A 13201-nucleotide genomic window follows, 5' to 3' on the forward strand; every position below is an offset into this window, starting at 1 on the left:
CCGGCGGCTTCTGCGGTAGGTTGTGCGTTGCCATCGTGGCACTCACGATGAATTTGTGGCTTTGCTGCCGCTGTGTAGGCAAGGATAGTCGGCGGCCGGACTTTGACCTTTCACTGGACAACGGCCATTGGTACGTTCTGCACAATAACAAAAACCGAGGCAGGCAAGAGCAATGAAAACGGGCTTTACTGGCACGTTTGTCATTTCTTGGTCGCAAACAGAATTGGACGGTCTGGCGTCCGCGCCGACCGATGCCCTGAGGATCGGGGCGGCCTGGTCGTGGCATGGGGACAGCCTGCGCCTGGACGGGCCGACAGAACTGTTGCGTCTGGAAGTGGCAGAGGGTGAGGCGGATATGCGACGCCGGGCGGCGCGGTCAGTGCGCAGGCTGGTGGGCGCTGCCCTGGACACCGGCGCAGTCCCCGAAGCAGAGGATCAGGCGGATGCGGTTCCGGACAGGGGCTTTGTCGTCACCGATGGGATCCGTCAATACACCGCGACGCTGATCGATGTCGGGGCTAGCAGGCTGCCGCTGCTGATGTTTGTGGATGAGCTGCCGCCGCGGGATGCGGAGCTGTGGGTTGTGCACCTTTCACTGAATGTGGGGCAGAGGGCGCAGCCACAGAATGGCGCCGACACAGGACTGATCTGTTTTACACCCGGGACCCTGATCGACACGCCGGGCGGGACATGTCCGGTTGAACGGCTTAGCCCGGGTGATCTGGTACAGACCCGTGACAACGGTCCCCAGGCAATCCGCTGGATCGGTGCACGCCGGATGAGCGGTGCCCGCCTGTTCGTCTACCCCGCGCTGCGTCCGGTGCGTGTGCGCGCCGGGGCGCTGGCGTTGGACCGCCCCGAAGAAGACCTTCTGGTCTCCCCGGAACACCGCCTGTTGCTGCGGGGCGCGCGCGTGCAGGCGCTGTTCAACACGCCCGAAGTGCTGGTAGCGGCGCGGGACCTGATCAACGGGACCAGCGTTGCCCCGGATACCCAGTTGCGCGAAGTGACCTATATTCACCTGTTGTTCGAAGAGCATCAGGTGCTCTGGGCAAATGGCGTGGAAAGCGAAAGCTTTCATCCGGCCAATGCCTCTCTTAGTGCCTTGTCGGAAGGGGATCGGCAGCGGCTGCTGAACCTGTTGCCGGGGATTGATGAAAATCCGCTCGACTATGGCGCCTTTGCCCGCCGCAACCTGACCGCATCTGAGGCCGCAATCCTGCGGCACGAGGCGGCCTAGGCCGTTTCGCTCCTTGAATGGCAGATACCGTTGTTCGCAGGTGTTGACACGGGCGGGGCTGCCTGTATAAGCGCGGCTTCATTGGTGTTGGTGGCCCCCGCAAGGGGATCCCTGTCATGCCGCAAGGCAAGAGGACAACGCCCTTTATAGCCGCCGTTTGCCCGGCTGCGTTCTGGCTGATCTGGTTTGCTGTCCCTGCGTCCGCAATCCGAAAAGTGGGAACCGGTTTTAGGATCAAATTGCGGAGCCATAAATAAAGGAGATCAGCCGTGACCAAACGCACGTCTGCCAAGTACAAAATCGACCGCCGCATGGGCGAAAACATCTGGGGCCGTCCGAAGTCCCCGGTCAACCGTCGTGAATATGGCCCCGGCCAGCACGGTCAGCGCCGCAAGGGCAAGCTGTCCGATTTCGGCATCCAGCTGCGCGCCAAGCAGAAGCTGAAAGGCTACTACGGCGACCTGACCGAAAAGCAATTCCGCCGCATCTACGGTGAAGCCGAGCGTGTCAAAGGCGACACCGGTGAAAACCTGATCGGTCTGCTGGAGCGCCGCCTGGACGCCGTCGTATACCGCGCCAAGTTCGTGCCGACCGTCTTTGCTGCCCGTCAGTTCGTCAACCACGGCCACGTTCTGGTCAACGGCCAGCGCGTCAACATCCCCTCCTACCGTGTGAAAGAGGGTGATGTGATCGAGGTCCGCGACAAGTCCAAGCAACTGGCTGTCCTGCTGGAAGCCACTCAGCTGGCCGAGCGCGACGTTCCGGATTACATCGAAGCCGACCACTCCAAAATGAAAGCCACCTTCGTGCGCACCCCCTCCTTGGGTGATGTGCCTTACCCGGTGATGATGGAGCCGAACCTGGTCGTCGAATTCTACGCCAAAAACTAAGTCGGATCCCTTTCGGGATTTGCGCAGGGGCTGCCTTCGGGCAGCCCCTTTTCCATTTTGGCAGTCGTTACGACCCGCCGCTACCAACTTCACGCGGCGAAATGGTGCTGAGCGGCCGATTCTCATTTGTCTATTTGGCGTATCCAGTTGTAGGCTTGGGGCCGAGCATTGGGAATGCGCAGCCCATCAGACTGAGGTGACCAAGATGAGAACAGTATTCGGCACGTTTCTGGCCGCAGCTTCAATGACACTGGCAACGGCCTTGGCAGCTGCGCCTGTCAAGCTGCAACCAGCAGATCCGCAGCCGGGTAGCGTCCGCTCCGGTCTTGCTGTGCGTTATGCCTATCCGCAGGACGTACGCACCCTGTCCGAGGCTTCGGCGGCGTTGAAACAGGGATCCGAAGCCGGGCGCCCGCTGAAAGGCCTTGATCATCGGGATACTAACGAAGGCGACATCACCCTAACGTCGAAACAGGCCCAGCACGTGGTAGCCCGGATCACCGGCTATGTCCGCTTTGACAAACCCGGCGTCTACAATATCGATTTCCTGACCAATGACGGGCTGCGGGCGAAAATCGGCGGGCAGATCGTTGGTCAGTTCGATGGGCGGCAGACCTGTGACAGCACCGTCATGACCGAAGTCGAAGTGCCGGTAGCCGGATGGTATCCGCTGGATGCCTTGTATTTTCAGCGCCTTGGCACGGCTTGCCTTCACATGCGCATGGGCGCGGAAGGCGCACGGATGAAGTGGATGCCTGACGCCGCCTTCGGCCACTGATCACACCGGGCCCTTCCTGCCTTCCTGCGCCCTGATCGATCACCCGGTGAGTCACAGGGGCAGGGGGCGTCCTTCGGCGATGGCTTCCATCGCGAAGTAGGAGGTGACGCTGTCCAGCTCTACCCCCGCGATCAGGCGCTGGTAGACCTTGTCGTAGCTGGTCATGTCTTCGGTGACCACTTTCAGTTGATAGTCGTAATCACCGCCGATGCGATGAAAATCCACCACTTCGGGGATGGTCAGAACGTGCCTGCGGAAGGTTTCCAGCCAGTCCGCAGAATGGTGGCGGGTGCGCAGCATGACAAAGACCACCAGATCCAGTCCCAGTTTCGCGCGGTCAATCCGCGCGGTTGCCCCCTGTAGCACGCCGTTGTCATTCAGCGCTTTCAGCCGCCGCCAGCAGGCATTCTGCGATAGGCCAACCTTTTCGGCGAGTTCCCGTTGTGACAGGCTGGCATTCCCCTGAAGGCAGCGCAGGATGACGCGATCAATATGATCTAGATTGTTAGTCATTTAGCGATCATATGACACAAATTTGTGTGCCATCAACCAAAATTAGGAGGAGTATTTCCAGTTCCAGAGGGTCAAGTTTCTGTGGTGAAGAGCGGAGAAACAGATGATCCTTGCCACCATAAAACAAACCCTGAAGGATGCGGCCCGCGAAGGGCGTCTGGCAGATGAGCTGATCGGTGAGGGCGTGCAGATCCCTGGCGCCGATGGAGTGGTGCCGCTGGTCTACGCCGATTATGTCGCCTCTGGCCGGGCGTTGCGGTCGGTCGAGGATTTCATCGTCTCCGACGTTCTGCCCTTTTACGCCAATTCCCATACCGAGGCCTCTTATTGCGGTGCCCATATGACCCGCCTGCGCAGGGCGGCGCGCGCGGAAATCGCGCGGATCACCGGGGCAAAACAGGAGGACGCGGTGATCTTTGCCGGGTCAGGGGCCACTGCCGGTCTCAACCGGCTGGTCAGCCTGCTGGGCGTGAATGAGGCTCGCGCGCCAGTGGTCTTTATCGGCCCTTATGAACACCACTCCAATATTCTGCCCTGGCGGGAGAGTCGCGCAACAGTCGTGGAGATCCCCGAAGCGGCGGAGGGCGGGCCTGATCTGGAGGTTCTCCAGGTGGCGTTGAGCGAATATGCCGCCTGCGATCTGAAAATCGGCAGTTTTTCGGCGGCCTCGAATGTGACCGGCATCCTGACCGATGCGGATGCGGTCAGTGATCTGCTGCATGCCCATGGCGCGCTTGCGGTTTGGGACTACGCCGGGGGCGGGCCCTATCTGCCGATCGACATGGGCGGCAAGGGGGGCGCGCGCAAGGATGCCGTGGTCGTCTCGCCGCACAAGTTTCCCGGTGGGCCCGGTGCATCGGGCGTGCTGATCGTGAATGGCAATGCGGTGCGCCGCAAATGCCCTTCTTGGCCCGGGGGCGGCACGGTCAGCTTTGTCTCGCCTTGGGATCATGCCTACAGCGCGGATCTGGCTGCGCGTGAAGAGGCGGGAACACCGAACGTGATCGGTGATATTCGCGCCGCGCTGGCGTTTCTGGTCAAGGAAGCCGTGGGTGAAGCTGAAATCGCCCGCCGGGAGGCCCGCTTCGGCGCCATGGCGCGGGAGGACTGGCAGGGCAATCCGCAGTTGACCCTTTTGGGCCACCCGACTGCGCCGCGCCTGCCGGTGTTTTCCTTCACCGTTCGAGGGGCTTCGGGGCGACCCGTGCATCAGCAGCTGTTCACCCGGATGCTGAGCGACTTTTATGGCATTCAAGCGCGGGGCGGCTGCGCCTGCGCAGGTCCCTATGCGCATCGGCTTCTGGATATCGATGCGCAGGATTCAAATGCGCTGTTCGCGGATCTTCAGGCCGGAAAGGAGCTGCGCAAACCCGGCTGGGTGCGGCTGAATTTTTCCTACCTGATGCGGGATAAAACCGCGCGATATATCATCGACAGCGTCAATGATCTGGCTCTTCGGGCCGAGGATCTGGCTGCGCGATACGAGGCGGACCCGGCGACCGCGCGGTTCCAGCCAAGGGCAGCCTGATCAGGCCAGGGTCGGCGACCACAGGACGACAGGCGGCGCAAAAAGCGCACTGCGTCTGTTGAGGGCATCTTGCGGCTTTTCGATTGCGTTGTGCGCGGGTATGAACGGGGCGGAACCAAGGAGTCCCTCTTATGACCCAGATCACACCGCAGCCCGGAATTATGGACATCGCCCTTTATCAGGGTGGGGCTGCCCATGTGGATGGGGTGAGCAACACGGTAAAGCTCTCCTCGAATGAGAACCCTCTCGGCCCCAGCCCGCGCGCCATCGAAGCGATGCGCGAGGCTGCGGCGACGATGCATCGCTATCCGAGCTCGGATCATGCTGAGCTGCGCGCCGCCATTGGTGAGGTGCATGGGCTGGACCCGGCGCAGATCATCTGCGGTGCTGGCAGCGACGAGATCATCGCCTTTCTGTGTCAGGCCTATGTGGGGCCGGGGGATGAGGTGCTTTATACCGAGCACGGTTTTGCCATGTATCGCATCAGCGCGCAGGCGGCAGGGGCGACCCCGGTCGAGGTGCGTGAGAATGAGCGGGTGACCGATGTGGACGCGCTGCTTGCAGGCTGCACCGAGCGGACCAAGTTGGTGTTTATCGCCAACCCAAATAACCCCACCGGCACCATGATCGGCGCCGCCGATGTGGCGCGTCTGGCCGATGGCTTGCCCAAGGGGGCGCTGCTGGTGCTGGATGGCGCCTATGCCGAATATGTCGAGGGCTTCGATGCAGGCGCTTCGCTGGTGGCCGAGCGTGACAATGTCTTCATGACCCGCACCTTTTCCAAGATCTACGGGTTGGGTGGTGCGCGCATCGGCTGGGGCTATGGCCCGAAGGAGATCATCGACGTTCTGAACCGCCTGCGTGGACCGTTCAATGTCTCGACCACCGCGCTGGCTGCGGCCGAGGCTTCGGTGCGGGATACCGATTATGTCGACCGCTGCCGCGCGGAAAACGCCAAATGGCGCGGTTGGCTGGCCGAGGCACTGGCTGAACTCGGGGTGCCCTCGGATACCTCCTGCACAAATTTTATCCTCGCGCGCTTTGCCAGCCAGGCCGAGGCTGAGGCCTGTGATGACTACCTCAAGGGGCAGGGGCTGATCGTGCGGCGGGTGGCGGGCTACAACCTACCCAATGCGCTGCGCATCACCATCGGCGACGAAGCCGCTTGCCGCGCCGTTGCTGCTGCCGTCAAGGCCTTCAAGGCCGGGCAGGGCGCAGCATGAGCGCGCCAGTCTACAACCGTGTCGCGTTGATCGGGCTGGGGCTGATCGCCTCCTCGATGTTCTGGGCGATGAAGCGGGCCGGGCTGGCGGGTGAGGTCACTGGCTATGCCCGCAGCGCCGAAACCCGGGACACCGCCCGGCGCATCGGGCTGTGTGATCGCGTCTGCGACAGCGCCGCCGAGGCTGCGGAGGGCGCCGATCTGGTGGTGCTTTGTGTGCCGGTCGGCGCCATGGGCGCGGTGATGCAGGATATCGCGAGCGTGCTGAAACCTGGCGCCACGGTGTCTGATGTCGGATCCGTGAAGGCCCATGTGATCGAGGCCGTCGCGCCGCATATTCCCGAAGGTGTGCATTTCGTCCCGGCGCACCCTTTGGCAGGCACCGAGCATTCCGGGCCCGAGGCGGGATTTGCCGAACTGTTCGACAATCGCTGGAGCCTTCTGGTGCCGGTGGAAGGCACTGACCCCGATGCCGTGCAGCGTCTGCGCGAGCTGTGGGAGGGGATGGGCGCCAATGTCGATGAAATGGATGCCGATCACCACGATCTGGTGCTGGCTGTCACCAGCCACGCGCCGCACCTTATTGCCTATACCATGGTGGGGGTTGCCGACGATCTGCGCCGGGTGACCGATAGTGAGGTGATCAAATACTCGGCTGCTGGTTTCCGGGACTTTACCCGGATTGCGGCTTCGGACCCGACCATGTGGCGCGACGTGTTCCTGACCAACAAGGACGCAACGCTGGAAATCCTAGGCCGCTTCACCGAAGAGCTTTTTGCCCTGCAGCGGGCGATCCGCACCGGCGACGGGGAGCATCTGCACCAGTATTTCACCCGCACCCGTGCCATCCGCCGCGGGATCATCGAGGCCGGGCAGGATACGGATGCACCGGATTTCGGACGGGCAAAGAAGACATGATCGCCCGGGCTGCTTTTGCGCTGGGCCTTTTGTTGGCCGATGCCGCCGCTGCAACGGCGCTAGAGGACTCCTTGCGCTCGGCCGGGCGCCCGGCAGGCATTGCAGCCGCACCGGGCCCCGAACTTGAGGTCTCTACCTTGGCGGGGCCCGAGCTGATGCGACCACAAGGGCGGCCGATGTCAGAACAAACCTTAGCCGTGGCGGCGCTGGGTGCGGTCACGTTGCCCGATGTCGGGCCGGGCAGTTCGTTGCGCCCCAGCTTGCGCCCCGATGCCATTGTTCAGCAGGTGCTGTTCAAGCGGCGCAAGCTGCGTAAAACCTCGGTCTGCGGCGATATTGATATTCAGGGAGAGCCGGTTGGCTCTGTCGTCGGCTCTCTGCCGGGCTGCGGTGCGAAATCGGCGGTGCGGGTGTCCTCGGTCGCAGGTGTGCGGCTCAGCAAGAAATCGGTGATGACCTGCGATATGGCGAAATCGCTGAACCGCTGGGTCGAACGGGACGTGGAAAAGGCATTTGGCCGCCGCAATCGCGTAGTGTCGCTGCGGGTCGCTGCGCATTATTCTTGCCGCACCCGCAACAACCGCCCAGGCGCGCGTATTTCCGAACATGGCAAGGGCAAGGCGATCGATATTTCCGGCTTTACCCTGGAGGACGGTGAGACGATCACCGTTCTGGAAGGCTGGCAGAAGCGCCGTACCCGGAGGAAACTGCGCAAGATCTGGAAGGCGGCTTGTGGGCCCTTTGGCACGGTACTAGGGCCTGACGCGGATCGTTATCACAAGGATCACTTCCATCTGGATGTGGCGCGCCACCGGGGTGGATCCTACTGCCGCTGACCAGGTCAGACCCGTGAGGGATGCCGACAGGCTCCTTCAGTAGAGCGTGATACGCGGAGCGGCGCCCAGTGGCAGAGGGCCAAGGTACATCTGCCCGTCGGTGATCGACAGCGCAATGTCGAGATCCTGTTCGCGGCCATGCATCTGAGCCAGCAGCCCCAGGATCCGTTCGGTGCCACTTCGCAGGCGGGCGGGGAGCAGGCCGGAGCGTTCTGCAAGCCGTAGCAGGCCACGCCAATTCTCTGCCCTGATATCCACCTTTCCGCTCATCCGGCCAGCCTCGTCCACATCCACGCTGCCATTGGCCCGCAGTGCAAGGGCGCCCCAATGCGCCTCTGCCTGCGTCAGGGTGATCCTGCGCGGTTGTGGGCGGCGCAGTTCCAGCACGCGTCGGTCCCATGCGGTGTCAAAAAGGACATCCGCCGCGAGTGTGACATCGGTCAGGCTGGGTGGCAGCTCTTCGGCTGAGATCAGCATCCGTTGCAATCTGCCGCGGGGGGGCAGCGTCTCTGCCCGGGCCGAAATGCGATAGCTCTCCGTGTCCCCCGTTCGGGTCATGTCCAGGGCAAAGGCAGGGGCGGATAGCAGGACCTTACCCGCCCGCGATATCTTCCACTCTGCCGCCTGCAGTGCCATCCGTTCCAGTGACATGGCTGATCCGGGCGCGAGCTGCAGGTCCGCCTGCATGTCCGCAGCCTGCAGGACTGCTGTCTTATCATAGTGTGACAGGCGCTGCGGGGCGGGGGGAAACTGCAGCGTCACCTCCTGCGGCTTCAGGGGCAGGCTGTAGAGGCTGATCCAATCCGCGCTCCAGGCGGCGCCAGTGCCGGGGTCGGCTAGTGTTGGATGCAGGATGCGCGTCCGGTGGGCTGTCGGGAAACCGGAACTTTCCAGCGCAGCGTATTCCGCCAGCCAACCCTGCCGCTCCTGCTCATCGAACCATTGGGCAATACCGCTGCGCAGGCCCCAGGCGCTGGCGGCCCAATACAGGCTCCATACCAGCCCGGCAGCCACCAGAAGTTTCACAACGCGCATGCCAAAGACCCTCTTTTGCCCGGAGCAGATTTGCTGTTTACAGACAGGGATCAGAAAGGACCAGTTGTCATGACCATGTGGGTGTTCGGATACGGATCACTATTGTGGAACCCGGGATTTCCCGTCGCGCGCCGCGAGATCGCGACGCTGCAGGGCTATGCGCGCTCCTTCTGCATGAGTTCGGTTCACCATCGCGGCACTGAAGAGAAACCGGGTCTGGTTCTGGCACTGGATGAGGTCGCCGGGGCTCATTGCACGGGCCTTGCTCTGGCGGTGGAAAACGGCGCTGAAACCGAGACGCTGGTTTATCTGCGCGAGCGTGAGCTGATCTCCTCGGCCTATGTAGAGCGGGATCTGGAGGTGGAGCTGCACACCGGGGATCTCGTCACTGCGGTGACCTATGTGATCGACCCCCATCATGTGCAGTATTGCGGCGGGATGAGCCTCGAGGAACAAGCCCGGATCATTGCCCATGCGGTGGGCGGACGGGGGCCCAACACCGAATACCTCTATAATACCGCAAGCCATCTGGCAGAGATCGGGCTGAATGATGAAGATCTGGACTGGCTGGCGGGGCGCGTCCGGCAGATCACAGCATAAAGCCTTGGCCTTGCACTCTCTTTCCCTGTAGGCTTCAGGCGCGACACGAGCACTGAAAGAGGCAGGAGCCCCTTAATATGGCGCAGCCAGACGGTAAGATCAGGCCCCAGTTTTCCCAACCGGTCCGACAGGTCATTCTGATGCTGATTGCATTGGGGCTTGCCGGGTTTGGCGCCTTCGTTGCGTTGCCACGTGTACTGCCGGTGTTTCAGGCCAACCCCTGGCTCAACGGGTTTATCCTTTTCGTCTTCGTGATCGGGGTGCTGGCCTGTTTCTGGCAGGTCGTGCAGCTGATTGGCTCGGTGCGCTGGATCGAAAGCTTTGCCGGCGGCGGCAGCCGCGGCGAAGACCGGCCACCGTCGATGCTGGCGCCGCTGGCCTCGCTCCTGCGGTCGCGGGGTGCGCGGATGCAGCTTGGCTCTTCCTCGACCCGCTCGATCCTGGATTCCGTGGCAACGCGGATCGATGAAGACCGGGAAATCACCCGTTATATCGTCAACCTTCTGATTTTCCTGGGCCTTTTGGGCACGTTCTATGGTCTGGCGACCACGGTTCCGGCGGTTGTAGATACCATTCGCAGCCTTGCCCCGCAGGAGGGCGAAGAAAGCCTGACCATCTTTAACCGCCTGATGACCGGGCTTGAGGCGCAGCTGGGCGGCATGGGTGTTGCTTTTGCCTCTTCCCTTCTGGGGCTTGCCGGGTCGCTCATCGTCGGCCTTTTGGAGCTTTTTGCCGGGCACGGCCAGAACCGGTTCTATCGCGAGCTGGAAGAGTGGCTGTCCTCCTTTACCCGAGTCAGCTTTTCTTCGGGCGAGGATGGGGCCGGGGACAGCGGGATCGTCTCCGAGGTGCTGGATACAATGGCCGAGCAGATGGATGCCCTGCAGGGCATGTTCGCCGAAACCGCACAGGGCCGCGTCGCGGTCGAGGAAAAACTCTCGCAGCTGGTCGATAGTATCAACGACATGAACCAGCGTCAGGAACAGAATGAAACGCTGAGCGCGGCCTTGGAGCGGGTGGCTGTCGGGCAGGAAACCCTGACCGAGATCATGCGCGCCCATGGCGATGTGGGCCTTGATGCCGAAAGCCGCATGCGGCTGCGCTCGATCGACGTGCAGATGCTGCGCATCCTTGAGGAAATTTCGGCCGGTCGACAGGAAAGCCTGGCCGAATTGCGCAAGGATATCGACCTGATGGTCAAGGCCTTTGCACCGCCACGGGGCGGCCAGCGCGCAGCCAAGGCCGCCTCCCAGGACGAGGGTTGACCCATGGCCCTGTCCCGGCGCACTGGGCAACGGTTCCAGGCCTCGATCTGGCCGGGCTTCGTCGACGCGATGACCGGGCTTTTGCTGGTGCTGATGTTCGTGCTGACCATTTTCATGGTGGTGCAATCGGTTCTGCGTGAAACCATCACCGGACAGGAAAGCGAGCTGGACGAACTCTCGTCCGAGGTACAGGCGCTGGCCAATGCGCTGGGGCTTGAGGAACGTTCGAACAACCTTCTGACCGCCCGGCTTGGCGCGCTCACCGCAACGCTGAGCACGACGCAGGACGAACTTCAGCAGGCCGAGGGACAGATTGCCGAGCAGAAATCGCTGATTGCGTCGCTCACCTCTGAGCGGGACGCGAGGGTTGCCGATCTGGAGGCCGCGCGTAGCCGCATCACTGCCTTTGAGGCGCAGGTAGCTGCCCTGATCGCCGATCAGGAGGCCGCAACGGCGGAAATCGCGGATCTGAGCGCGGAGCGGGAACAGCTGGAGGCGGACAGGGCTGAGCTGTTGAGCGAACAGGAAGCCTTGAACCTGGCGCTGGCGCAGGCTCGTGATGAAATCGATGCCGGTGTCGAAGCGGCGAGGCTGGCTGCGGCCCGGCGCGAGGCGCTGGAGGCGATGATCGCTGATTTGCAGGCGGAAGGCACGGCGCAAGAGGCTCAGCTGGCCGATCTGAAAGACCAGCTGAGCGAAGAAGAAACTGCCCGTCTGGCCGAAGCTGCGGCGGCTGAGGCCCTGCGCAAGAAACTGGAAGACGCTGACGCCGAACTGACCGCCATGACCCTGTCGCTGGAGGCGCAACGCCAGCGGGCCGAGGATACGCTAACCCTTCTGGCCGCCGCCGAGGCTGCCAAGGCGCAGCTGGACAGCCAGCTGGAAGAGGCGCTTGCCACGCTGGAAGCCGCCCGCGCGCAATCGCGGGAACGGGACGAATTGGCCGAGCGGCTGACCCGGGTTCTGGCGCAGATGGAGGTTAGCCAGTCCGAGGCCGAGGCGCGGGTCAGTGCTCTCGAGGCGGAACTCGACCGGGTGCGGACCGATGCAGACGCAACCCGCGCCAGTCTGACTGCAGATCTGCAGGCCGCCCGGCAAGAGGCCGCCCGCACCCGTGACGAGTTGGAAGCGGAACTGGCGCGGCAGCAGGCGGCCTCGGTCGAAACGCAATCCCAGTATGAAGACCAGCTTGCCCAGCTTCAGGCAAACCACGCCAAGGCCCGGGCGGATCTGGAAGCGGCGCTGAGCGCGGTCGAAGACAAGGCCGACGCAGAGCGGCGTGCCTTGGAACAACAGCTGGCCGAGGTCCGGGCGGATGCTGCCAGACTGCAGGCCGGGCTTGAGGCGCAACTGCAGCAGGCCCGCGCTGATCTTGCCGCTGCCCGCAGCGCTGCCAGTTCCACTGCAGAGGACCGGGCTGCGGTGGAGCAACGTCTGCTGACTGCGCTGGAAGCACTGGAAAACGCCCGCGCGGCGGCCAGCGATACGGATGTGCTGCAACAGCGCTTGCTTGCTGCGCTCAATGCCCAGAAGGAGGCAGAGACCAGCGCCGAGGGGCAGCGCAACCTTGCAGAGGAACGCGCCGCGCTGCTGGCGCAGGCCCGCGCAGCACTTGCCGATCAGAAACAGCTATCGACCAAGGCGCAGCGCGAGGCGGCACTGCTGAACCAGCAAATCGCGGCCCTGCGTGAACAGCTGGGTAGCCTGCAGGCCATTCTGGACGATTATCAGGCGCGCGATGCAGCGCAGCAGGTGCAATTACAGAACCTTGGTCAGGATCTGAACGCCGCGCTGGCCCGCGCCGCCTCGGAAGAGCGCAAGCGCCGGATTCTGGAAGAACAGGAGCGCAAGCGGCTGGAGGCTGAGGCGGCAGCTCTGGCCGACAAGGCGCAGGATCTGGAGCGCTACCGGTCGGAGTTCTTCGGGCGCCTGCGGGATGTTCTGGGCAGCCAGGATGGCGTGCGGATTGAAGGTGACCGGTTCGTCTTTGCCTCCGAAGTGCTGTTTGCCCCTGCAAGCGCCGAGCTGTCGGAGGCGGGTAAGGCGGAGATCGCCAAGGTCGCCCGCATCCTGCAAAGCGTGGCCGCTGCGATCCCGCCTGAGATCAACTGGATCATCCGGGTCGATGGCCATACCGACAACACGACCCTTCTGGGGCATCCGAAGTTCAAGGATAACTGGGAGCTTAGCCAGGGGCGGGCGCTGTCGGTGGTGCGCTACATGATTGATGCGCTTGGCATTCCGCCGGGGCGGCTGGCGGCGAATGGGTTTGGCGAATATCAGCCCGTCAACACTGCCGACACGCCAGAGGCCCGCGCCCAGAACCGGCGGATCGAGTTGAAATTCACCGAACGCTAGGGCGGGGCGAAAGGACGT

The 13201-nt window shown here is 62.9% G+C and carries 12 protein-coding genes; 10 read left to right on the top strand and 2 right to left on the bottom strand.

All coding sequences use genetic code 11. The features are described from left to right. Positions 1-172: 172 nt before the first annotated feature. The 3 genes from SM763_RS10405 (at position 173) to SM763_RS10415 (ending at position 2908) form a co-directional block, all read left to right on the top strand. Positions 173-1240 (top strand): Hint domain-containing protein, encoded by a 1068-nt coding sequence (locus tag SM763_RS10405; RefSeq protein WP_368998478.1) that lies wholly within the window; start codon positions 173-175, stop codon positions 1238-1240. Positions 1241-1509: 269 nt separating this feature from the next. Then, positions 1510-2130: a 30S ribosomal protein S4 gene (rpsD, locus tag SM763_RS10410; protein ID WP_065272856.1), complete on the top strand. Its 621-nt coding sequence runs from the start codon at positions 1510-1512 to the stop codon at positions 2128-2130. A 205-nt stretch (positions 2131-2335) separates the two neighbouring features. Then, on the top strand, positions 2336-2908 hold the full coding sequence (locus tag SM763_RS10415) for a PA14 domain-containing protein (RefSeq protein ID WP_065272857.1): 573 nt from the start codon (positions 2336-2338) through the stop codon (positions 2906-2908). Positions 2909-2959: 51 nt separating this feature from the next. On the opposite strand, the gene SM763_RS10420 is transcribed toward SM763_RS10415, so the two are convergent. Beyond that, on the bottom strand, positions 2960-3421 hold the full coding sequence (locus tag SM763_RS10420; RefSeq protein WP_368998479.1) for an Lrp/AsnC family transcriptional regulator: 462 nt from the start codon (positions 3419-3421) through the stop codon (positions 2960-2962). A 103-nt stretch (positions 3422-3524) separates the two neighbouring features. Here SM763_RS10420 and SM763_RS10425 point away from each other — a divergent pair, with 103 nt between their 5' ends. The 4 genes from SM763_RS10425 (at position 3525) to SM763_RS10440 (ending at position 7925) form a co-directional block, all read left to right on the top strand. Continuing rightward, positions 3525-4949 carry an aminotransferase class V-fold PLP-dependent enzyme gene (locus tag SM763_RS10425; protein ID WP_368998480.1) on the top strand — a complete coding sequence of 475 codons (1425 nt, stop codon included), beginning with the start codon at positions 3525-3527 and terminating at the stop codon, positions 4947-4949. A gap of 131 nt (positions 4950-5080) precedes the next feature. Beyond that, complete coding sequence (gene hisC / locus SM763_RS10430) at positions 5081-6172, top strand: histidinol-phosphate transaminase (RefSeq protein ID WP_368998481.1); 1092 nt, start codon at positions 5081-5083, stop codon at positions 6170-6172. After that, positions 6169-7089: a prephenate/arogenate dehydrogenase family protein gene (locus SM763_RS10435; RefSeq protein WP_368998482.1), complete on the top strand. Its 921-nt coding sequence runs from the start codon at positions 6169-6171 to the stop codon at positions 7087-7089. The genes hisC and SM763_RS10435 overlap by 4 nt, the downstream gene beginning before the upstream one ends. Beyond that, a complete protein-coding gene (locus tag SM763_RS10440; protein WP_368998483.1) occupies positions 7086-7925 on the top strand; it encodes an extensin-like domain-containing protein in 840 nt (279 codons plus the stop codon). Before SM763_RS10435 ends, SM763_RS10440 begins: the two co-directional genes overlap by 4 nt. Positions 7926-7961: 36 nt before the next feature. On the opposite strand, the gene SM763_RS10445 is transcribed toward SM763_RS10440, so the two are convergent. Continuing rightward, complete coding sequence (locus tag SM763_RS10445; RefSeq protein ID WP_368998484.1) at positions 7962-8960, bottom strand: DUF2125 domain-containing protein; 999 nt, start codon at positions 8958-8960, stop codon at positions 7962-7964. 69 nt (positions 8961-9029) lie between these two features. Between SM763_RS10445 and SM763_RS10450 the strand changes: the two genes are divergently transcribed. The 3 genes from SM763_RS10450 (at position 9030) to SM763_RS10460 (ending at position 13183) form a co-directional block, all read left to right on the top strand. Further along, positions 9030-9560 (top strand): gamma-glutamylcyclotransferase, encoded by a 531-nt coding sequence (locus tag SM763_RS10450; RefSeq protein WP_274830167.1) that lies wholly within the window; start codon positions 9030-9032, stop codon positions 9558-9560. A gap of 77 nt (positions 9561-9637) precedes the next feature. After that, on the top strand, positions 9638-10825 hold the full coding sequence (locus tag SM763_RS10455; protein ID WP_065272865.1) for a biopolymer transporter ExbB: 1188 nt from the start codon (positions 9638-9640) through the stop codon (positions 10823-10825). Between the two features lie 3 nt (positions 10826-10828). After that, positions 10829-13183 carry a peptidoglycan -binding protein gene (locus tag SM763_RS10460; protein ID WP_368998485.1) on the top strand — a complete coding sequence of 785 codons (2355 nt, stop codon included), beginning with the start codon at positions 10829-10831 and terminating at the stop codon, positions 13181-13183. Positions 13184-13201 lie beyond the last annotated feature (18 nt).

Origin of the sequence: Pseudophaeobacter sp. C1-32P7, assembly GCF_041008775.1 — a bacterium.
Lineage (GTDB): Bacteria > Pseudomonadota > Alphaproteobacteria > Rhodobacterales > Rhodobacteraceae > Phycobacter > Phycobacter gallaeciensis_A.